Origin of the sequence: Qipengyuania marincola, assembly GCF_029688625.1 — a bacterium.
Classification (GTDB): Bacteria; Pseudomonadota; Alphaproteobacteria; order Sphingomonadales; family Sphingomonadaceae; genus Qipengyuania.
In genome coordinates this window covers 135,766-157,115 of record NZ_JARULC010000003.1, presented here as the reverse complement: position 1 = coordinate 157,115, position 21,350 = coordinate 135,766, and the positions used below count along the sequence as shown (strand labels likewise).

Genomic DNA, 21,350 nt, shown 5'->3' with positions numbered 1-21,350 from the left:
CCGGACCCGGTTCAGCTTGTCTCCTCGACAAACACATATTCGTGTTGCGCGTCGATCAGTTTGAGCGTGCGCTTGCCTTCGGCTTCACCGATGACGAGCGGGAAGCCGAAGAACCCCGGGGTCATCATGATGATCGAGGTCGTGCCATCGTCATTGGCCTTCGTGCCGATCGCGGTCCGGCCCGAAGTCACCGTGCCGTAGTAGGTGTCGCCCTCGCGGCTGATGGTTAGCGGACCGAGCTCCGGATTGACATAGCGCGGGGCGAGTGCCGCGAGCACTTCCGGGTCACCCTTCTCGATGATCCCCTCGCGCCCCTTCTCGCGTGCCTCCGCGCCAAGCTTGACGGCCGCCGCAAGGTTTTCCTCCGCCTCTTCGTCGCCGTCGTAGAGCACTTCGAGCAGCTTGCGCTGGAACAGGCCGAGCAGGGCCTGCCCGGTATCCGAATTGGTGAGCAGGACCGCTGCCACGCCATCTTCGGGAATGAACCAGAAGTTGCTCTTGTAGCCGATCAGGCTGCCGCCATGGAAATAGATCGACTTGCCCAGATTGGCGCTCTCCATCAGGCCCATACCGTACCAGCTGTCCTCGCCGATGGGCACGTAGCGCTCGCGCCGCTTGAGCAGGTTTTCCGCCGAGACGAGGTCGGTGCCGTCGGCCAGCGTGCCTTCACGCAATTCGTTGAGAGCATAGAGCGCCATGTCATGCGATGTGGACCAGACGCCGCCCGCGGGTCGATAGGGGCGGACCATGTAGTTCCAGTCCATCGGCGCGGTCTCGACATTGCCGGAAAAGCCGCGCGCATGCGGCCGGGCCCAGTTGTCGTCCATCGCCGCGGTGTAGTCGAACGTCGTGCGCGTCATGGCGAGCGGCTCGAAGATCCGCTCGTCCATGGCACGGTCGAAGGCGGCGCCGATTTCCATGTCGGGATAGATCAGGTGCCCGCCGATATAGCCGGCGGCGCTGGCCATAAGATTGTTGTACTGGAACACTTCACCGAAACCGCTGGTCGGTTCGGTTGCGGCAAGCTGGACGAAAGTGTCGCTCGCCGGCGTGTCGCTGCTGGTGTTCATCACCCACTGCATGTCCTTGCGCGGCAGGCCGGTGCAGGCGCAGATCAGGTGTTCGACCAGCACGCTGTCGGTGGTCTCGGCACTGCCGAGGCGGAACTCCGGATAGACTTCGGTGACCTTCTGGTCCCAGGCGAGCTTGCCTTCATCGACCAGGGTTGAAAGCAGGAGCGTTGCCATGCCCTTGGTGTTGGATGCGACCATGAAGCTGGTGTTCTCATCGACCGGCTGCCCGCCAGCGTGGTCGGTCGTCCCGAGTCCGCCTTCCCAGACGATCCGGTCGTCCTGTACCAGCGCAAGCCCTACGCCGGGGATTTCCAGGCCATCCATCGCGCGGGTGAGAAAGTCGGTGAGTTCGGCAATCCGTTCGCTCGTGAGTTCCTTCGCTTCGCGCCCGGCGAAGCTTTCGCGTTCGAAATCGGTCGGCCGCAGCGATCCGAAGGCCTGGTTGAGCTGCGCTCCGCGCTTCGCGACGGTTGCTAGCGCACCGTTGATCAGGACCACGGTCCAGGTATCGCCCTTGCGCAAGCCGATGCCCTGGACGGCCAGCTTTTCTTCCGGCGAGCTCTTGTAATTGACCACCGTGATCTGGTCCCAGCCATCGCGCGCCGGCGGGTCCTGCGCGATCAGGACCTCACGCGAGAAATCGGGATCGAGCTTTGCCCATCCCGCTGCAACGGCCGCCGCTCCGTCCTCCGCCTTGTCGACGCCGACGATCGCGGCGGTCGCATCGCCTTCCGGCGCCGTGAAAACGATCATGCCGTCGCGCATCTCGCGGCTCCAGCCCGGGATCGGGGCCATCCGAGCGCCGGTTCCGGTGTCCAGCATCTCCGCCGTCGCCGCGGGCGCGGCTTCCTGCGCGAACAGGGGCAGTGGCGAGGCGGTCGCGAGCAGAACGGAAGCGGCAATGGCGAAGCGTTTCATGAACATGGTCTCCTTGCGTGTTGCATCCACAATACGCCAGCCCGATGACAGGTCAATTGCAGGTGCGATGCGCCAGCCCCTTGCGCTCGCCCGCGGCGTTCATTAGGGCGAAAGCCAATTTGCCAACCCCCAAATTTCGAGAGGGACAAAAATGAGCGATACTGCCGACCGCGTGCAGAAGATTGTCGTCGAACACCTTGGTGTCGAGGCCGACAAGGTCACCCAGGAAGCCAGCTTCATCGACGATCTCGGTGCCGACAGCCTCGACATTGTGGAACTCGTCATGGCCTTCGAAGAAGAATTCGGCGTCGAAATTCCCGACGATGCGGCGGAGAAGATCACCACCGTTGGCGATGCGACCAAGTATATCGAAGAGCACAAGGGCTAAACACCGGCTTTTCAGCTGCCGTCCAGTGCGGCGATAGACAGGCCCGACCCGATACCGGGCCGGGCCTGTCGTCTTATTTACGCGGAGAATTCAATGCGTCGTGTGGTCGTTACCGGTCTTGGCCTCGTCACCCCCCTGGGCGCCGATGTCGCGACCAGCTGGTCGAACCTGATCGCCGGCAAGAGCGGGGCGGGGCAGATCACTCGGTTCGATACCGAAGGCCAGAAATGCACCATCGCGTGCGAGGTGAAGGCGAAGGATCACGAATGGGGTTTCGACCCCGACAAGCGTGTCGACCACAAGGTCCAGCGTCAGGTCGATCCCTTCATCGTCTACGGTATCGACGCCGCCGGTCAGGCACTGGAAGATGCCGGCCTGGTCGACATGGACGATGACCTCAAGCTGCGCACCGGCGTTTCGATCGGTTCGGGCATCGGGGGCCTGCCGGGCATCGAGAGCGAAAGCATCGTCCTGCATGAACGCGGTCCGGGTCGGGTGAGTCCGCACTTCGTTCACGGCCGTCTGATCAATCTCATCAGTGGGCAGGTCTCGATCAAATACGGACTGATGGGCCCGAACCACGCGGTCGTGACGGCCTGTTCCACCGGCGCGCACTCGATTGGCGACGCAGCGCGCATGATCGCGCTCGACGATGCCGACGTGATGCTGGCGGGCGGTGCGGAATCGACCATCAATCCACTCGGCGTGGCCGGTTTCGCGCAGGCGCGCGCGCTCAACATGAGCATGAACGACCGTCCGACCGAGGCGAGCCGTCCCTACGACAAGAACCGCGACGGTTTCGTCATGGGCGAGGGCGCGGGCGTCGTCGTGCTCGAGGAATACGAGCATGCCAAGGCGCGCGGTGCGAAGATTTATGCCGAAGTGGTCGGCTATGGTCTGTCGGGCGACGCTTATCACGTCACCGCACCGCACCCTGAGGGCAAGGGTGCCGAACTGGCCATGCGCATGGCGCTCAAGAAGGCTGGGATGGAGCCGGGCGACATCGACTATGTCAACGCTCACGGCACTTCGACCATGGCAGACACGATCGAACTCGGCGCGGTCAAGCGCGTTCTCGGCGATGATCTCGGCGGCGCGTCGATGAGCTCGACCAAATCGGCCATCGGCCACCTCCTCGGCGGCGCCGGCGCGGTCGAGGCGATCTTCTGCATCCTCGCGATCCGCGACCAGATCGTACCGCCGACACTCAATCTCGACGATCCGGACGAGGGGACCGAGGGTGTCGACCTCGTGCCCAAGAAAGCGAAGAAGCGTGAGGTCAAGGCGGCGCTGAACAACAGCTTCGGCTTCGGCGGGACGAATGCATCGTTGATCCTGAAGAAAGTCGACTGACGTGAAACGCAGCGGAGCGCTGATTATCGGCGCGATCTTCGCGCTCGTTCTGGCGATCGGTGCGATCTGGTTCGTGTCCGGCTGGTGGGGCGGCGCGGATGTCGAGGAGGACACGAGTTTCATCGTCCCGTCGGGCGCGACCCTGACCTCCGTTGCGAACAAGCTGGAAGACGAGGGGCTGATCGCCTCGGCCGACGGTTTCCTCCTGCGCGCGAGAATCCTCGGCTCCTCTGATCCGATAAAGGCGGGCGAATTCCTGCTGCCTGCTGGGGCGAGCGCCTCGCGCATCCTCGACACTTTCCAGCACGGCGAAGTCATCCGCCGCTTCGTAACCATTCCCGAAGGACTGCCCTCGGTCATGGTCTATGAACGCCTGATGGCAGAGGACCTGCTATCCGGTGAGATACCGGTGCCCGAGGAAGGATCGGTCCTTCCCGACACCTATGACTTCGAACGCGGGGAGAGCAGGGCGCAAGTGCTCGCACGGATGCAGGCGGCGATGCAGAACTACCTTGCCGAAGCCTGGCCAAAGCGCGGCGACGACATCGCGGTGGACAGCATCGAGGAGGCGGTCATCCTCGCCTCGATCGTGGAAAAGGAAACAGGCGTTGCGCGTGAGCGCCGCATGGTTGCCGGGCTCTATTCGAACCGCGTGAAGGACGGGATGCTGCTGCAGGCCGACCCGACGATCATCTACCCGATCACGAAGGGCAAGCCGCTCGGCCGCCGTATCCGCCAGTCGGAGATCGCCGCGGTCAACGACTACAACACCTATACAATGGTCGGCCTGCCCAAGGGTCCGATCACCAATCCGGGGCGCGAATCCATTGCTGCGGTGCTGAATCCGGCGGAAACCGCGGCGCGCTACATGGTCGCCGACGGCACTGGTGGCCATGCCTTTGCGGAGACGCTGGAAGAGCATAATCGCAACGTCGCCAAATGGTTCGAAATCCGCCGTCAGCGCGGCGAGATGTGAGCGAGGACGCCCCGCTCATCCTGACGGCACAACTGCCCGACGATCTGCATGCGCGCTACACCGCGCTGCGCGACGAACACTTCCCGCCCGAACGCAATTATCTCGAAGCCCACGTCACGCTTTTCCACGCGCTTCCTGGTCCGTGCGAGGGCGAAGTCGTGTCGGTCTGCGAGCGGATGGCGCGCGACCATGCGCCTGTGGCGGGGGAGGTCGTCGGGCTCATGTCGCTGGGGCGGGGGACCGCAATCAAGCTGGAAAGTCCGGCCATGTTGCGCCTGCGCGAACGGCTGGCCGACGGCTTCCACGGCCTGCTGACTCAGCAGGATCAGCACCGTCCCCGCCTGCACGTGACCATCCAGAACAAGGTTACGGGCAAGGAGGCAAAAGCGCTTCAGGCCCAGATGGAAGGGACCATCCAGCCCCGCGCCTTCGCCTTCCGGGGTCTGTCCCTGTTTCGCTATCGCGGCGGGCCGTGGGAGCACGTGAAAACCTTCGCATTCCGCGGTAGCGAGCGCGCCTGACAGCCTGCGCCACAAAATTTCGCGATGCTGCATTGTGCAGTTGACCGCATGCAGCACGCAGCCTAAATGCGCCGCCTGCCGAGCGGGTCCAATCATGGGAACGTGATCCGGCGTGCCTCTTCGGGGCGGAGTAGCTCAGGTGGTTAGAGCAGCGGAATCATAATCCGCGTGTCGGGGGTTCGAGTCCCTCCTCCGCTACCAGAAGACCGGCGACCGGGTGGTTCGCGCAGGTCCTGCGGGCCTGGTGGGGTGTAGCCAAGCGGTAAGGCACCGGTTTTTGGTACCGGCATGCGCAGGTTCGAATCCTGCCACCCCAGCCAACCTTCTTGGACAGGTCTCGCCCAGGATCGAACCTGCTCGCGAAGCGACCGGCAGGTTCGGGGTTCGGAGCGCGCAGCGCGAAGAAGGCCGTCGGCCAATCCTGCCACCCCAGCCAACCCCCGCGACTAGAAGACCTTGCCGTCGAAGTCGGCTGCCGAGTGTCGCTCCAGCAGCTGCGCATCCTCGTCGCCCCAGGCCTTGTTGACGATCCGGCCGCGGCGAAAGCCGGGGCGGGCGGCAACCTGCTTCGCCCAGCGCTCGACATGGGCGTATTCGTGGATCGAGAGGAACGTGCGCGCTTCGTTGTAGATCTTGCCCTCGACGAACGGGATCATCCAAGGCGCAGCGGCCATATCGGCGATCGTGTAATCATTGCCGCCCAGATATTCGCTTTGCGCAAGCCGCTGGTCGGCCACGTCGAACAGGCGCTTGGTTTCCATGGCGTAGCGGTTGATCGGATATTCGAACTTCTCTGGTGCGTAGGCATAGAAATGGCCGAACCCGCCCCCGATGAAGGGCGCGCTGCCGATCTGCCAGAACAACCAGCTCAGTACCTCGGGGCGCGTATCGTCGGTCGGCAGGAAGGCACCGAATTTTTCCGCAAGGTGCAGCAGGATCGCGCCGCTTTCGAAAATGCGGACCGGCGTTTCTCCGCTGCGATCTAGCAGGGCCGGGATCTTGCTGTTCGGATTGACGCCGACAAACCCGCTGGTGAATTGTTCGCCATCGCCGATATTCACGGTCCATGCGTCGTATTCCGCGCCCGCGTGTCCCGCTTCGAGCAGTTCTTCGAACATCACCGTGACCTTCACGCCGTTCGGTGTCGCCAGCGAATAGAGCTGGAAATCGTGATCGCCTGCGGGGAGGTCCTTCTCCTCGCGTGCGCCCGCCGTTGGCCGGTTGATATTGGCGAACTTGCCGCCGTTCTCAGCGTCGTGGGTCCAGACTTCCGGTGGAGTGTAGGTAGCATCGGCCATGCAGCATATCCTTTCGGCATCCGGGCTAGGTTACTCACCCGTTCGTCGCAAGGTGGGGAACCGCTTCAATGCCGCCACGGTTAAAGCCTTCGCTATGACGAAGCTCATCTATGTCGACGACGATTTGCCCGGGATCACCCGCAAGGGGGCTGGAAAGGGCTGGGCGTATTACGACTCGAAGGGCAGGCTCATCACCGACGCTGCCGAGAAAAAGCGGCTCAATGCGATTGCGCTCCCGCCCGCCTATGTCGACGCCTGGTTCTGCCCTGCGCCCAACGGCCATATTCTGGCAACCGGGATCGATGCCAAAGGGCGCAAGCAGTATCGCTATCACCCGGATTTCCGGGCAGAGCGCGAGGGCGAGAAGTTCGATGGCTGCATAGCATTCGGCAATCTGCTGCCGCTGGTCCGCAAGAAGGTGGAAGAGGATTTGAGCGGGCGAACGCTCACCCGCGAGCGCGCCGTGGCCAGCGTGGTGCGTCTTCTGGATCTCGGCGCGGTCCGGGTCGGCAACGAAGGCTATGCCGAGCGGAACAAGAGCTATGGCGCAACCACGTTGCGGCGGCAGCATGCGGAGATCACCGGCAAGACGCTCAAGCTGCGCTACAAGGGCAAGTCGGGCAAGGTCCGCGAAGTCACGCTGACCGATGGCAGCCTGGCGCGTGCGGTGCGCAAGATGCAGGACCTGCCAGGGCAGAATGTCTTCAAGTATATCGACGAGGGCGGCACCGTTCAGACCGTCGGCTCGAGCGATGTGAACGAATACCTGGAGGCGTGCATGGGAGAGAGGTTTACCGCGAAGAATTTCCGAACCTGGCATGCCAGCGTGATGGGCTTCGAATGCCTGCGGGAAGGCGAGGGGCGCGTGCCGATGAAGGCCTTGCTCGATTGCGTCGCTGGCCATCTCGGCAATACTCCGGCGGTGACCCGCAGAAGCTACATCCACCCTGCGGTCATCGATCTCGTCGACCGGCAGGAGGAGTGGCGAGCGAAGCTGCGCCTGCCGCGCGCGACGCGCTGGCTTACGCGTGAAGAGCGCGGGCTGATCGAGCTGCTCCAGCATAGCCCCAGCGCAGCGGAATTGCTTGCCGCGGCCTGAGCCGCGCAGCGCAAGCCTGTGAGGAGCGTTGCCACCCCGCGCTTGAGCGGATAGCGAAGCGCCATGACCGAGCCGCGCGACCATCCGTTCTTCGACCTGCACACTCACGGTTTCGTGCGCGTTGCGACGGCAACGCCCGCAACCCGGACGGCCGATGTCGCTTTCAATGCGCAGGGCATCGTCGAACAGGCAGAGGCCGCACATCGGCAGCAAGTCGATCTGTTGCTGTATCCCGAACTATCGTTGTCCTCCTATGCGATCGACGATCTTCATCTGCAGACCGCCTTGCTCGACGCGGTTGAGCGGCATCTTGCGAAGCTGTGCGAGTCGACAGCGGACCTTTCGCCAGTGCTGGTCGTGGGAGCACCGCTTCGTCGCAATGGCCGGATTTACAATTGCGCGGTCGTCGTCGCCGGGGGCGCGGTCTTGGGGGTCGTGCCCAAGAGCTACCTGCCGAACTATCGCGAGTATTACGAGAAGCGTTATTTCAGCCACGGGCGCGAGTGCACAGGGCTGGAGATCGAGCTCGGCGGGACGGCAGTTCCCTTCGGCACGGACCTGATCTTTGCGGCCCGGGATTTGCCTGGCTTCACCTTCGGCATCGAAATCTGCGAGGATTTCTGGGCGCCCAATCCCCCCGGAACGCTGGCTGCGCTTGCCGGGGCGACAATTCTGCTCAACCCGTCGGCGTCCAACATCACCATCGGCAAGTCGGACGAACGCCACATGCTGTGCCGCGCAAGCTCGAGCCGGGCGGTCTGTGCCTATGCCTATTCGGCCAGCGGCCACGGGGAGAGTACGACCGACCTCGCCTGGGACGGGCAGGGCATGGTCTATGAACTGGGCGATCTCCTGATCGAAAGCGTGCGGTTCGACCTCCATCCCGAATTATGCGTGAGCGACATCGATACGAAGCGCATTCTTGCTGAAAGGATGCGGATGCAGACCTGGGGCGATGCGGCCGAGGCCGCCGGTCGCCCGGAGGACTGGTTCCGCCGCATCGCATTCGACCATGCGCCGGCGAGCGGGGACAAGGGGCTGAACCGTCCGATCCGGCGCTTCCCCTTCGTGCCGAACCGAGCCGACAGACTGGACGAGGATTGTTACGAGGCGTTCAACATCCAGGTCGACGCGCTGATGCGGCGGATCCAGGCGACCTCGGCGAAATCGCTGGTTATCGGCATTTCGGGCGGGCTGGACAGCACGCATGCGCTGCTCGTCGCCGCCAAGGCGATGGACCGGCTGAACCGGCCACGCACGGATATTCGCGGCTATACCATGCCGGGTTTCGCGACTTCCGACGCCACGAAATCGAACGCGTGGAAGCTGATGGAGGCATTCGGCATCACGGCCGAGGAGATCGATATCAAGCCTGCCGCGCTGCAGATGCTGGAGGATATCGATCACCCGTTTTCCGATGGCGAACCGCAATATGATACGACGTTCGAGAACGTGCAGGCGGGGCTGCGCACCGATTATCTCTTCCGCCTAGCCGGACATCATTCTGGCTTCGTTATCGGGACGGGCGACCTGTCGGAACTCGCGCTGGGCTGGTGCACTTATGGCGTCGGCGACCAGATGAGCCATTACGCGGTGAATTCCGGAGTTCCGAAGACGCTCATCCAGTATCTGATCCGCTGGACTATTTCGACCGAACAGTTCGACAGCGGGGTCGATGCGATCCTCGCGGATATTCTCGATACCGAGATCAGCCCGGAACTTGTGCCGGCAGGCGAAGATGGCGAAATCCAGAGCACGCAGTCGATCATCGGCCCTTACGAACTCAACGACTTTTTCCTCCACCATATCGCGCGGTACGGACAAAGTCCGGGGCACGTCGCGTTCCTGGCCTGGCATGCCTGGCACGATATCGACGAAGGCTTGTGGCCGATCGATTTCCCGAACGACGCGAAGAATGCTTACGATCTGGCTACTATCCGCAAATGGCTGGAGAACTTCCTGAAGAGGTTCTTCGAATTCAGCCAGTTCAAGCGCAGTGCGATCCCGAACGGGCCCAAGGTCAGCGCCGGCGGTGCATTGTCGCCCCGCGGCGACTGGCGCGCGCCGAGCGACGCGGTTGCCGATCTGTGGCTCGAAGAGCTCCGGGCCGCGCTGCCCCCGATGAACGACTGAGCCCATGTCGGCCCGCGCTTTTGCCGTCATCATGGCGTGCAACATCGTGTGGGCGCTCAACGTCGTGGTCAGCAAGATCGCGGTCAGCGATCTCGACACGCCGCCGCTGTTCTACGCATTCATGCGCTCGGCCATTGTGGCGCTGGTGCTGTTGCCGCTGCTGCGGCCCGTTCCCCGGCAGCTCGGCAAGGTCATGCTCCTCGGTCTGGCGATCAGTGGCGGCTCCTTTGCCCTGCTCTTCATGGGACTTGCCACCGCGAGCCCCGCCGCGGCGGGCGTCGTCAGTCTCTCGGGTGCGCCGATGACGGTGCTGTTCGCCATCCTTTTCCTGGGTGAACGCATTCGCTGGAAACGCGGCGTAGGCATTGCGCTGGCTTTCGGCGGCGTGCTCTACGCAATGACTGGCGGGGCACAGCTGGAGGCGGGCAGCGGCCTGATCCTCATCTTCGCCTCGGCGGTCGTCGGCGCGCTGGGCACCGTGTTCGTGAAGCAACTGGACCTTCCCTCGATCCGCCTGCAAGCCTGGGCGGCAGTCGCATCGGTCATGGTCCTGCTCCCGCTCTCGCTGGTCATGGAAACGGGGCAGGCGACCTCATGGGAAGCGGCGCCGTGGGGACTCGCCGCCTGCCTCTTCTTCGCCGCGATCGTAGTCTCAGTCGGCGCGCATACGGCCTATTACCGCCTGCTGCAGCAGAACGATGCGAACCTGCTCGTCCCGCTGACCCTGCTGACGCCCATCCTCACGATCGCCTTCGGTGCCTGGCTGACCGGCGATGCGGTTGGGGTGCGTTTGGTGACAGGCGGAGCCATTGCGCTTGTCGGTGTGGCGATCATCGTGTTGCGCCCAACGCGCAATGTCTTCAAACCTTTGCTGGTTCGGCCCCGATTGTAGCTGCATGTAGAAACGGGCGGCCCGTTGCTGCGGTCCGCCCGTACTCCACTCGCTTTCGTCAGGCCGCGAGCCGTTCCACTTGCCGGTGCGCTTCGGCGATCTTCTCCTCGCCGCCTTCGCCCATGATGCCATCGGCGGCGACAAGCTCGACATTCTTGATCCCGAGGAAGCCAAGGAAGAAGGTCAGCCACGGCGTCATGAAGTCCGTGTCGCTGCCGACCGGGGTGCCCCCGGATGCGGCCGCGATATACGCCTTCTTACCAGCGAGCAGGCCTTCGGGACCGTTGACGGTATACTGAAAGGTCGTGCCGGCGCGGGCGACCAGATCGGCCCAGGCCTTGACCGTGGCGGGAACCGAAAAATTGTAGATCGGGACGCTGAAAACCACAGTGTCCGCGGCTTGCAGCTCGTCGATCAATTCATCGGCGATTTTCGCCAGGTCGTGCTGCTCTGCCGAACGGTCTGCATAGGGTGCGAGGTTGGCCGCAAAACGCGCTTGATCGATGAAGGGCAGATCGTTTTTCGACAGATCGCGAGTAACGACCTTGGCGCCATCATGCGAGGCGAGGCGGTCGACCAGTCTCGTCCCGAGGCTGCGCGAAACACTCTCGCCATCGCGGATGCTGGCGGTGATATGAAGGATGGTGCTCATGATTGTATCTCCTGTTCAGGCCGCATCGACGAGGACGAGTTCGCTGTCCTCGAGCGCGGTGATGGTGATGCTGTCTTCTTTCGTAATGGCCAGGCCGTCGCGCGCCTGCGCCTCGATATCGCCAAGGCGAATGCGGCCGGTGGCAGGAACGAGGTAGAGGTGTCGATCGGCGGTACGCGGCGTGTAGGTAACGGTCTCGCCTGCCTTGACCGTCGCGCCGAGCACGCGGGCATCGGTGCGGATCGGCAGCGCGTCGTCGTCATTCGCAACGCCGCTGGCGAGGGGGACGAACTGGCCTGCGCGGTCGCCTTTGGGGAACCTGCGTGCGCCCCAGCCGGGCTCGCCGCCGCGTTCTGAGGGGATGATCCAGATCTGGAAGAGGGTGGTTTCCTCGTCCTCCAGATTGAATTCCGAATGGGCAACGCCGCGACCTGCGCTCATCACCTGCACATCGCCTGCCTCGGTGCGGCCCTCGTTGCCCATCGAATCGCGATGGGTGATGGCGCCGGTGCGGACATAGGTGATGATCTCCATGTCCTGATGCGGGTGGGTCGGGAAACCGCTCTTCGGCGCGATGGTGTCGTCGTTCCACACGCGCAGAGCGCCCCAGTTCACGCGGGCGGGATCGTGATAGCCGGCAAAAGAAAAGTGGTGGTTCGCATCGAGCCAGCCGTGGTTGGCGTTGCCGAGACTGTCGAAGGGGCGATGTTCGATCATGGTCCTATTCCTTTCGAGGATGGGTTTGTTGGACTTGGAGATAGCCATTGCTCCCCGTTCCGATAACTGCGATAAAACGTGCCAAGATGTTCGGAAATTCAGAACAGTGAAACTGGGTGAGCCAAGCCTCGACCAGCTGCGGATCTTTCTTGCGGTGGCGGAAGAGGGCAGCTTCGGCGCCGCGGCGCGCAAGATGGGGCGGGCCGTCTCCGCAATCAGCTATGGCATCTCGCAGATGGAGGCGCAGCTCGGCGTGACGCTGTTCGCCCGCCAAGGCTCTCGCCGGCCGGTGCTGACCGACGAGGGCAAGGGTCTGCTGGCCGAGGCGAAGGCAGTTGCGGACGGCATCGACACTCTGCTGGCCAAGACTCAGGGGCTGCACGCGGGTCTCGAAAGCGAGGTTTCGCTGGTGGTGGATGTCATGCTGCCGGGCGAAGTGACCGCCGGTGTCCTGCGCGAATTCCGCAGGATGTACCCCAATGTCGGGCTCCGCTTGCAGGTCGAGGCGCTGGGGGCAGTTGCCGCCTGCCTGCTCGATGGCGGGGCGGATCTGGCCATCGGTGGGCCGGTGCTCGCCGATCATGCGGAGCTGGAGCGGCAGGCGATCGGTGCCGTCGAGCTCGTGCCCGTCGCCGCGCCCGATCACCCGCTGTCGCGCGCAGGCATCAAGCCTGGCGAGAGTCGCCGGCATCTCCAGCTTGTGCTGACCGATCGGTCGCCCCTGACGGAGGGTCGCGAGTTTTCGGTCCTCGCGCCGGAAAGCTGGCGCCTCGCCGATCTCGGCGCGAAACACGCCTTGCTGAAAGAGGGCATCGGCTGGGGCAACATGCCGCGCCACATGGTGAGCGGAGACATTGCCGAAGGCCGTTTGTGCGAGCTGGACCTGCCGGAAAGGCCGGGCGCGAATTACACGCTGAGCGCACTGTGGCGCCGCGATGCGCGGCCCGGCCCCGCAACCAGCTGGCTGATCGATGCGATCAGGGAGCGCCTGACCGATTGTACCGGGGTCGAACCCTCGGTGACGGGAGTCCCCTAGAGCTTCATCACCCAGCCGTGGGTGTCCTCGACCGTGCCCTTCTGGATGCCCACCAGCTTTTCACGGATCTTGTTGGTCATCTGGCCGGTTCCGCCACTGCCAATGGTGAACTCGCCATCCGGGCCGAGCACGGTGCCGACCGGGGTCACGACTGCAGCGGTTCCGCAAGCCATGGTTTCGAGCAACTTCCCCTCGATCGCATCGGCGCGCCACTGGTCGATGCTGTAAGGCTCTTCGCGCACCTGCAGGCCCTCTTCACGGAGCAAGGCGATCAGGCTGTCGCGCGTGATACCGGGAAGGATCGTGCCGGTCAGCGGCGGCGTGATCACGCTGCCATCGTCGAAAACGAAGAACAGGTTCATGCCGCCCAGCTCCTCGATCCATTTCTTTTCGACCGCGTCGAGAAAGACGACCTGGTCACAGCCGTTTTCGATACCTTCCGCCTGAGGCACGAGGCTCGCGGCGTAGTTCCCGCCGGTCTTTGCGGCGCCTGTCCCGCCGGGGGCGGCACGGGTGTAATTGCGGCTGACCCAGATCTTGACCGGCTTGGCGCCGCCCTTGAAATACGGACCAACCGGGCTGGCGATAAGGATGTATTTGTACTGCCGCGCCGGTCGCACGCCGAGAAACGCCTCCGATGCGAACATGAAGGGACGCAGGTAAAGCGCACTGTCGGGCCCGTCCGGCACCCAGTCGCGATCTTTCGTAATCAGTTGGCGGATCGACTCGAGAAACAGTTCTTCCGGCAGTTCAGGCATCGCCATGCGCCGGGCGCTGGCATTGAAGCGGCGCGCGTTCTGCTCTGGCCGGAACAGGGCAAGCCCGCCATCGGCATGCTTGTAAGCTTTCATGCCCTCGAAGATTTCCTGCGCGTAGTGCAGGACTGCTGCCGCCGGATCGAGGCTGATAGCCTCGCGCGGGCCCAGGGTCGCCCGATGCCAGCCTTTCTTGTCCGCATCATATTCGATCACGACCATGTGATCGGTAAAGAGTTTGCCGAAACCGGGATCCTGCAGGGCCTGCTGGCGGGTTTCGCCGGGGACCGGGGCGGGGTGGGAAAGGTGCTGGAAGTCCATGCAGCGCGGTTAATCCGCAGCGAGTGCGAGGGCAAGGTCTGTCAGCGGGGAGGGTGAGACCAGTCGCAAGCCTCCAGCGGATGTTCAAGGCGCATCCCAAAAATGAGAAGGCCAGCCTCGCCATAAGGAGAGACTGGCCTTCGCATGGTCAGCGGCCGGAAGCGCCGCTCACGTAGCCTTACTCGGCAGGAAATGTTACCGAATATGCTCCGTAGGGATCTTCACCGACCTCGCTACTGAACCATGAGACATCGGATCACCTCCTTTCAAGCTTGTGAGCTAGATCCCCGTTTCACCGGGGGCCAAGACCGCGCTACCCGCTGATCTTGGCTATCAATTTGTTGCGCTGGCGCGCGCAATTCAAGCCTTGAAAAAAAGTTTTCCCACGTCAGAATTGTTTTTTGTGGCCCGTCGAATTTCGCGGGCTTTTCCCCTATCGTCGGCAATCCTCGATAACCCGGGTTACTTCCGCCCATGCGGGCAGGTAAAGGGTTGGCATTTCGGGAGTTTCAACTGCGAACCGCCCCCGCGTAAGCGCCATTGCGTCGAGGAGCGGATCGTTCGCCGAGAGTTGCGCGACGGTGGAGGCGGGCGACGCTATCTCGCCCGATCCTGCGGCAAGCGTCCGGCTGGCGGTTTCCGTGCGGATGGTGATGCTTTGCGATGTGCGACCGGGCCGGCCGAGTTCGATAATCCTCCCGGGCGTCTTACACTCGAGCGAGAATGCGCCGCCGGGGGAGGATGCCGATCCAAAATAGGCCCGCGTCGAGTTGCCGGTTGCCCGATAGCTCCAACTCCCGGCCGTTTGCGGCTGGTCGATCCAGTCGCTTTCCATTGGTGGTGGTGGCAGCGGGGCGGCACTTGGCGTCGGGGTCGGGGTGCTGGTCGCTACCGGCTCGGGCGCGGGCGTCGAGTCGGGAGCCGGCACGCAAGCGGCGATGGTGGAACTCAGCGCAAGCGCGCCTGCGGCATGGGCATAGATCGGTTTCATATGTCCACAATGCTCGCTAGGCGCTTTCTTTCCGATGCCGAAAAAGAAGCGCCTCGATCAGATGCTGGTGGACCGCGGGCTGGTCGAGAGCCGTACGCGGGCCCAGGCGCTGGTGATGGCAGGGCTGGTCTTTTCGGGCGAGCAGAAGTTGGCAAAGCCCGGACAGCAGATCGCCGAGGACACGCCGCTCGACGTGCGCGGGCGCGACCACCCTTGGGTCAGCCGCGGCGGGATCAAGCTGGCCCACGCCATCGAGCATTTCGGGCTGGACCCCAGCGGCGTCACGGCGATGGACGTCGGTAGCTCGACCGGCGGCTTCACCGACGTTTTGCTGCAGGGCGGGGCGGAACATGTTTTCGCAGTCGACAGCGGGACCAATCAACTCGCCTGGAAACTGCGGCAGGACGAGCGGGTGACTGTGCTGGAGCAAACCAGCGCGCGCATCCTGACGCGCGAGATGATCGATCGTCCGGTCGGCTGGGTGGTCTGCGATGCGAGTTTCATCGGTCTCGCCAAGGTATTGGAACGCCCGCTCGAACTGGCCGAACGCGACTGCCGCCTCGTCGCGCTGATCAAGCCGCAATTCGAGGTTGGGCGCGAAGAGGTCGGCAAGAAGGGCGTAGTCAGCGATCCGGCGCTGCACAGCCGTGTCTGCGACGAAGTGCGAGACTGGGCGGATGGTCTAGGTTTTTCGGTGCAGGGCATCATCGAAAGCCCGATCACCGGACCGGAAGGCAATATCGAATTCCTGATAAGTGCGCTCCGACATTGACGCTGCGGCTCGCTCGGCTCTAGGCGCATCGCCGAGAGATTTCACGGAGAGAGCATGTCCGCCAATATCGCCGAAATGGAACGTCGCCGCGAAGCTGCCGAGTTGGGCGGCGGACAAAGGCGCATCGATGCGCAGCATGCCAAGGGCAAGCTGACGGCGCGGGAGCGGCTGGAAGTCCTGCTCGACGAGGGCAGCTTCGAAGAGCTCGACCGCTATGTCGAACACGATTGCGTCGATTTCGGCATGGAGGACCAGAAGATCCCGGGTGACGGCGTGGTTACCGGGTCGGGCACGATCAACGGACGCCTGGTCTACGTTTTCTCGCAGGATTTCACCGTCTTCGGCGGCTCTCTTTCCAAGCGGCATGCGGAAAAGATCTGCAAGGTGATGGACACGGCAATGAAGGTCGGCGCGCCCGTCATCGGCCTCAACGACAGCGGTGGCGCGCGCATCCAGGAAGGCGTTGCCTCGCTGGGTGGCTATGCCGAGGTCTTCCAGCGCAATGTGCTGGCGAGCGGCGTCATTCCGCAGATCAGCCTGATCATGGGGCCATGCGCGGGCGGTGCGGTCTACAGCCCCGCGATGACCGACTTCATCTTCATGGTCGAGGATAGCAGCTACATGTTCGTCACCGGCCCCGATGTGGTGAAGACGGTGACCAACGAGGTCGTCACGCAGGAGGAACTGGGCGGGGCGAAGACGCACACCACCAAGACCTCCGTCGCCGACAACAGCTTCGAGAACGACATCGAGACGTTGCTCGCGACCCGCAATTTCTTCGACTATCTCCCACTGTCGAACCGCGAGGTAGTGCCCGAGCGACCGACCGCAGACGCCTGGGACCGCGAGGAGCCGAGCCTCGACACGCTGATCCCCGACAATGCCAACCAGCCCTACGACATGCACGAGGTCATCCGGAAGACGCTGGATGAGGGCGATTTCTTCGAAATTCAGCCGAACCACGCCGCCAACATCATCTGCGGCTTCGGCCGGGTTGAAGGGCGCACGGTGGGCGTGGTGGCGAACCAGCCGATGGTGCTCGCTGGCGTGCTCGACATCAATTCGTCCAAGAAGGCCGCGCGTTTCGTGCGCTTCTGCGATGCCTTCGAAATCCCGATCCTGACCTTCGTCGATGTGCCTGGCTTCCTTCCCGGCACGGCGCAGGAGCACAACGGCATCATCAAGCACGGCGCGAAGCTGCTGTTCGCCTATGCCGAGGCGACCGTGCCCAAGATCACCGTGATCACCCGCAAGGCCTATGGCGGCGCTTATGACGTGATGGCCTCCAAGCACCTGCGCGGTGATTTGAACTACGCCTGGCCAACCGCCGAAATCGCGGTGATGGGCGCCAAGGGGGCGGTGGAGATCATCTTTCGCCAGGACCGCGACGATCCCGAAAAGATCGCCGAGAAAACGAAGGAATACGAAGACCGCTTCGCCAACCCCTTCGTGGCGGCTCAGCGCGGCTATATCGACGAGGTAATCTACCCGCACTCCACGCGGCGGCGGATCGCGCTGGGGCTAAGGAAGCTGCGGACTAAGCAGCTCGAGAACCCGTGGAAGAAGCACGATAACATTCCGCTGTGAGGATTGCTAATGGTCGACGAAGCGGCGAAGCAGATTGTAAAGGACGACGCGAAAAAGTCGCTCAGGATAGAGATTGTCAAAAAGGTAATAGAGGATTCTGAAGCGACTTCCGCAGCGCTTTTTAAGTGGATTATTGCATCACTTCTCGTTGTCGATAGCGGAGCACTTTTTGCCCTCACAAAGGTCGAATTAATACAGGCAGGCTTGTCAGTTGGAGAACTGTGGCCTTTCGCTGCGAGTATGGTTCTTGCGATCTTTTCAGGATTTTTTATATCTTTGGGCTATTCAGCGACTGCCAATGAAATGGTGGGAATTGTTTGGTCCGATAGTGTCTCTGACTTCGCGACTTATCAGGAATTATTTGGAAGCTTGAAGAAGCATAGTTGGCCATTTGGAATTGGCTTTTTGAGTCTCTTGGCTAGCACTGGCCTTTTCATCTATGGATTTTATTCGATTTCTAGTATCTTAGGTGCAATGTGAAACTCGGACGCCTCAACCGTATCAGCGTTTGGATGCCCTCGATCGCGGAATCAGTGCGCTATCACCGCGATGTCATGGGCTCGAATGCGTGAGTTTTTCCAATTCCGTAGCCTAGACTCCCCACCCCCTCCACGATAGCCTCCCTACCGTAATCAGGAGGAGGCATTTCGATGAAGACAACCTTGCTGGCAGCCTCGGCGCTTGCCGCTTCGACCATGATGACCGGTGTGGGCCATGCCGAGCACCACGCGCTGTCCGAATACGAACTGATCGACCGGAGCGAATTGTTCGGGAATCCGGTTGCCTCGCAGGGTCGCATCAGCCCGGATGGCGAATGGGTCAGCTGGATCGCGCCGGACGAAGGCGTGATGAACGTCTGGGTCGCGCCGGCCTCCGATCCCTCCAACGGCAAGGTCGTCACCGACGACCGCCACCGCGGCATTTCCAATCATCTGTGGTCGGTCGACAGCAAGTACGTCCTGTTCGTAAAGGACAATGACGGGGACGAGAACTTCCATGTCTATGCCACCGACCCGCGCACCGGCGAAACCCGCGACCTCACCCCGCTGCCCGACGGCATTCGCGCGCAGCTGATGGGCGCAAGCCGCGACCGTCCGGGCGTGATCCTGGTCGGCACGAACGAGCGCAATCCGCAGCTGACCGATCTCTACGAATACAATCTGGAGACTGGTGAGCGGACGCTGATCGCCGAGAACCCCGGCTATGCGGCCTTCATTACCGACAATACCTACAAGCCGCGCATGGCCATGGTGCCCCAGCCCGACGGTGGTATGAAGGCGGTCTACCTCAACGAGGATATGACGCCGGGAGAAGTCTTCGCGGACATTCCCAGCGAGGACATGCTCAACACCAACATCGTCCAGTTTTCGCGCGACAACAACACGGTCTACATGATCGACAGCCGCGACCGGAACCTTGCAGCAGGTGTCGCGGTCGATCTGACGAGTGGCGAGCGGCGGGTGATCGTGGAGCCGGAACATGCCGATCTGAGCGGCATCATGGTAGACAACGACACCTATGAGCCCATCGCCTATTCGACCAATTATCTGAAGAGCGAGTGGACCGCCCTTAACGACGAGGCGCAAGCCGAGCTCGACTTCCTCGATGCCAATCTGGAAGGCGAATTCTCGGTCACCTCGCGGTCGGAGGACGACAATACCTGGATCGTCTATGATGGCTCGGCGCAGGCGCCCGGCCAGTATTATGTCTATGATCGTACCGCCGACACGCTGACGCCGTGGTTTGCCACGCGCCCCGATCTTTCCGATGCGCCGCTCCAGCCGATGCATCCGCTGGAACTGAAGTCGCGCGACGGGAAGACGTTGGTGTCCTATCTGACGCTTCCACCGGGCAGCGATGCCGATGGGGATGGTCGCCCCGACGAGGCGGTGCCGATGTTGCTGTGGGTTCATGGCGGGCCGTGGGCGCGCGATGGCTATGGCTACAACACGATCCATCAGTGGATGGCGAACCGCGGCTATGCCGTGCTTAGCGTGAACTACCGCGGCTCGACCGGCTTCGGAAAGGATTTCACCAACGCGGCGGTCGGCGAATTCGCCGGAAAGATGCATGACGATCTGATCGACGCGGTCGATTGGGCCGTGGGCGAGGGCATCGCGCAGGAGGACAAGGTCGCCATCGGCGGCGGAAGCTACGGCGGATACGCCACGCTGATCGGCGTTACGTTCACGCCCGACAAGTTCGCCTGCGGAGTCGACATCGTGGGGCCGTCCAGCCTCGTGACGCTGATCGAGAGCTTCCCGGAATACTGGAAGCCATTCCTTGCAGGGACCTGGTTCCGTTATGTCGGCGATCCGGCCGATCCCGAGCAGCGCGAGGATTTGCTGGCGCGCTCCGCGATCAGCCGCATCGACGACATCAAGGTGCCCCTGCTGGTCGGGCAGGGCGGCAACGATCCGCGTGTGACCAAGACAGAGGCCGACAATCTCGTCGCGGCGATGCAGGCAAAGAATCTGCCGGTGACCTACATCAATTATCCCGATGAGGGACACGGCTTCCAAAAGCCGGAGAATCGGCTGAGCTTCTTCGCTGCGATGGAAGGGTTCCTTGGCACCTGCCTCGGTGGGCGCGTCCAGCCGATCGGCGAGAGCTTCGAAGGAAGCTCGGCGGAAATCCTGGCAGGCGCCGAATACGTCCAGGGGTTGGGCGATATCTCCACCGGCGAGTGATTTAGCTAGCATAGGCATTGCATTGAGTGGCGCGGTTCCGTTAGCGGGATCGCGCCATTCGTTTTTGCGGGAGCAGGTGCATGAAACTCGGTCGTCTCAACCACGTCGGCGTCGCGACGCCCTCGATCGAGGAATCGATCCGCTACTACCGCGACGTCATGGGCGCGACGAAGATACGCGAACCGTTCGATCTCGAAGAGCAGGGCGTGAAGGTCTGTTTCGTCGATACGCCGGGTGATCCGACCGAGAGCGGACCCAGTTTCGGCACGCAGATCGAGCTGATCGAGCCGCTGTCCGATGCCTCGCCCATCGCCGGTTTTCTTGCCAAGAACCCGGCCGGCGGGCAGCACCACCTGTGTTATGAGGTCGAGGACATCGAAGATGCCCGCAAATGGTTCGAGGAACTGGGCAAGCGCATCCTTGGCCCGACGCGCATCGGCGCGCACGGGACGCCGATCTTCTTCCTCCATCCCAAGGACATGATGGGCCAGCTGACCGAGATCATGGAAACGCCCAAGGACAATGCGCACTGGTCGAACTGACCGGCGCGGGAGAGAGGATCGCAATGCTATTCTACGACAGCCCGAACCCGGCGCCCAATCCGCGCCGCGTGCGCATCTTTGCGGCTGAGAAGGGCATCGACCTGCCGATGCAGGAAGTCTCGATCCCCAAGCGCGAGCAGAAGGCGCCCGAATACGTCGCCAAGAACCCGCGCGGGCAGACGCCGATCCTCGAGCTGGAGGACGGGATGGTGATTGCCGAGAGCGTGGCGATCATGCGCTATCTCGAGGCGCTGCACCCCGAGCCGCCGCTGTTCGGTACCACGCCGCTCGAAATCGCCGAGATCGAGATGTGGAGCCGCCGGGTCGAGATGATCGCGATGCCGCCGATCGGCGCAGTCTGGGTCCACACGCATCCCTTCACCGCTGCGCTGCCCGGCCGCAATGCCGAGTGGGGCGAGGCCAACCGCCCCCGCGTGGCCGAGGCCTTCCGCTTCTTCGACCAGTCGCTGGCGGACCGCGACTTCCTCGCCGGATCGGCCTATAGCGCGGCCGACATCCTCCTGCTGACGACAGCCGATTTCGCCGAATTCGTCGGCTGCGGCATGCCAGAAGAGTGCGAAAACCTGCGCGGCTGGCACAAGCGCGTGTCCGCCCGCCCGAGTGCAAAAGCCTGAG

General features: G+C 62.8%; 20 protein-coding genes and 2 tRNA genes. 16 read left to right on the top strand and 6 right to left on the bottom strand.

Translation table 11 applies throughout. From position 1 onward, the window contains the following. Nucleotides 1–11: 11 nt before the first annotated feature. On the bottom strand, nucleotides 12–1,991 hold the full coding sequence (locus tag P8Q88_RS10575; protein WP_278323799.1) for a serine hydrolase domain-containing protein: 1,980 nt from the start codon (nucleotides 1,989–1,991) through the stop codon (nucleotides 12–14). A 151-nt stretch (nucleotides 1,992–2,142) separates the two neighbouring features. On the opposite strand from P8Q88_RS10575, the gene P8Q88_RS10570 reads away from it, so the two are divergent. The 6 genes from P8Q88_RS10570 to P8Q88_RS10545 all read left to right on the top strand — a co-directional run bounded on the left by P8Q88_RS10570 (nucleotide 2,143) and on the right by P8Q88_RS10545 (nucleotide 5,549). After that, a complete protein-coding gene (locus P8Q88_RS10570) occupies nucleotides 2,143–2,379 on the top strand; it encodes an acyl carrier protein (protein WP_006834437.1) in 237 nt (78 codons plus the stop codon). 93 nt (nucleotides 2,380–2,472) lie between these two features. After that, nucleotides 2,473–3,732, top strand: a complete 1,260-nt coding sequence (gene fabF / locus P8Q88_RS10565; protein ID WP_278323798.1) for a beta-ketoacyl-ACP synthase II — start codon at nucleotides 2,473–2,475, stop codon at nucleotides 3,730–3,732. A gap of 1 nt (nucleotide 3,733) precedes the next feature. Then, the gene (gene mltG, locus P8Q88_RS10560) at nucleotides 3,734–4,708 is read left to right on the top strand and encodes an endolytic transglycosylase MltG (RefSeq protein WP_278323797.1); all 975 of its coding nucleotides are present in this window, start codon (nucleotides 3,734–3,736) and stop codon (nucleotides 4,706–4,708) included. Beyond that, the gene (locus tag P8Q88_RS10555; RefSeq protein ID WP_278323796.1) at nucleotides 4,705–5,229 is read left to right on the top strand and encodes a 2'-5' RNA ligase family protein; all 525 of its coding nucleotides are present in this window, start codon (nucleotides 4,705–4,707) and stop codon (nucleotides 5,227–5,229) included. The genes mltG and P8Q88_RS10555 overlap by 4 nt, the downstream gene beginning before the upstream one ends. Nucleotides 5,230–5,353: 124 nt before the next feature. Next, nucleotides 5,354–5,430: transfer RNA gene (locus P8Q88_RS10550), tRNA-Met, on the top strand. A 44-nt stretch (nucleotides 5,431–5,474) separates the two neighbouring features. Then, nucleotides 5,475–5,549, top strand: a tRNA-Gln gene (locus P8Q88_RS10545). Nucleotides 5,550–5,675: 126 nt separating this feature from the next. On the opposite strand, the gene yghU is transcribed toward P8Q88_RS10545, so the two are convergent. After that, nucleotides 5,676–6,527 carry a glutathione-dependent disulfide-bond oxidoreductase gene (gene yghU, locus P8Q88_RS10540; protein ID WP_278323795.1) on the bottom strand — a complete coding sequence of 284 codons (852 nt, stop codon included), beginning with the start codon at nucleotides 6,525–6,527 and terminating at the stop codon, nucleotides 5,676–5,678. Between the two features lie 94 nt (nucleotides 6,528–6,621). Between yghU and P8Q88_RS10535 the strand changes: the two genes are divergently transcribed. The 3 genes from P8Q88_RS10535 (at nucleotide 6,622) to P8Q88_RS10525 (ending at nucleotide 10,651) form a co-directional block, all read left to right on the top strand. Further along, entirely contained in the window at nucleotides 6,622–7,626 is a 1,005-nt protein-coding gene (locus P8Q88_RS10535; protein WP_278323794.1) for a DNA topoisomerase IB, read from the top strand. A 63-nt stretch (nucleotides 7,627–7,689) separates the two neighbouring features. Next, nucleotides 7,690–9,759: an NAD(+) synthase gene (locus P8Q88_RS10530; protein ID WP_278323793.1), complete on the top strand. Its 2,070-nt coding sequence runs from the start codon at nucleotides 7,690–7,692 to the stop codon at nucleotides 9,757–9,759. Between the two features lie 4 nt (nucleotides 9,760–9,763). Further along, on the top strand, nucleotides 9,764–10,651 hold the full coding sequence (locus P8Q88_RS10525; RefSeq protein WP_278323792.1) for a DMT family transporter: 888 nt from the start codon (nucleotides 9,764–9,766) through the stop codon (nucleotides 10,649–10,651). Nucleotides 10,652–10,709: 58 nt separating this feature from the next. Here the strand turns inward: P8Q88_RS10525 and P8Q88_RS10520 are convergent, their stop codons facing one another. Continuing rightward, entirely contained in the window at nucleotides 10,710–11,303 is a 594-nt protein-coding gene (locus tag P8Q88_RS10520) for an FMN-dependent NADH-azoreductase (RefSeq protein ID WP_278323791.1), read from the bottom strand. Between the two features lie 15 nt (nucleotides 11,304–11,318). Next, nucleotides 11,319–12,020: a pirin family protein gene (locus P8Q88_RS10515; RefSeq protein ID WP_278323790.1), complete on the bottom strand. Its 702-nt coding sequence runs from the start codon at nucleotides 12,018–12,020 to the stop codon at nucleotides 11,319–11,321. A gap of 106 nt (nucleotides 12,021–12,126) precedes the next feature. Between P8Q88_RS10515 and P8Q88_RS10510 the strand changes: the two genes are divergently transcribed. Continuing rightward, nucleotides 12,127–13,056: a LysR family transcriptional regulator gene (locus P8Q88_RS10510; protein WP_278323789.1), complete on the top strand. Its 930-nt coding sequence runs from the start codon at nucleotides 12,127–12,129 to the stop codon at nucleotides 13,054–13,056. Here P8Q88_RS10510 and P8Q88_RS10505 read toward each other — a convergent pair. Next, on the bottom strand, nucleotides 13,053–14,132 hold the full coding sequence (locus P8Q88_RS10505) for a branched-chain amino acid aminotransferase (RefSeq protein ID WP_278323788.1): 1,080 nt from the start codon (nucleotides 14,130–14,132) through the stop codon (nucleotides 13,053–13,055). The genes P8Q88_RS10510 and P8Q88_RS10505 overlap by 4 nt on opposite strands. Before the next feature lie 433 nt (nucleotides 14,133–14,565). Then, complete coding sequence (locus P8Q88_RS10500; RefSeq protein ID WP_278323787.1) at nucleotides 14,566–15,123, bottom strand: hypothetical protein; 558 nt, start codon at nucleotides 15,121–15,123, stop codon at nucleotides 14,566–14,568. Between the two features lie 34 nt (nucleotides 15,124–15,157). Between P8Q88_RS10500 and P8Q88_RS10495 the strand changes: the two genes are divergently transcribed. The 6 genes from P8Q88_RS10495 (at nucleotide 15,158) to P8Q88_RS10470 (ending at nucleotide 21,349) form a co-directional block, all read left to right on the top strand. Then, entirely contained in the window at nucleotides 15,158–15,895 is a 738-nt protein-coding gene (locus P8Q88_RS10495) for a TlyA family RNA methyltransferase (protein WP_278323786.1), read from the top strand. A 54-nt stretch (nucleotides 15,896–15,949) separates the two neighbouring features. Then, complete coding sequence (locus P8Q88_RS10490) at nucleotides 15,950–17,482, top strand: acyl-CoA carboxylase subunit beta (protein WP_278323785.1); 1,533 nt, start codon at nucleotides 15,950–15,952, stop codon at nucleotides 17,480–17,482. A gap of 9 nt (nucleotides 17,483–17,491) precedes the next feature. Further along, nucleotides 17,492–17,962, top strand: a complete 471-nt coding sequence (locus P8Q88_RS10485) for a hypothetical protein (RefSeq protein ID WP_278323784.1) — start codon at nucleotides 17,492–17,494, stop codon at nucleotides 17,960–17,962. Nucleotides 17,963–18,132: 170 nt separating this feature from the next. Further along, the gene (locus P8Q88_RS10480) at nucleotides 18,133–20,172 is read left to right on the top strand and encodes a S9 family peptidase (protein WP_278323783.1); all 2,040 of its coding nucleotides are present in this window, start codon (nucleotides 18,133–18,135) and stop codon (nucleotides 20,170–20,172) included. 80 nt (nucleotides 20,173–20,252) lie between these two features. Further along, a complete protein-coding gene (gene mce, locus P8Q88_RS10475; RefSeq protein WP_278323782.1) occupies nucleotides 20,253–20,714 on the top strand; it encodes a methylmalonyl-CoA epimerase in 462 nt (153 codons plus the stop codon). A 23-nt stretch (nucleotides 20,715–20,737) separates the two neighbouring features. Further along, entirely contained in the window at nucleotides 20,738–21,349 is a 612-nt protein-coding gene (locus tag P8Q88_RS10470) for a glutathione S-transferase family protein (RefSeq protein ID WP_278323781.1), read from the top strand. The last annotated feature ends 1 nt before the right edge of the window (nucleotide 21,350 follow it).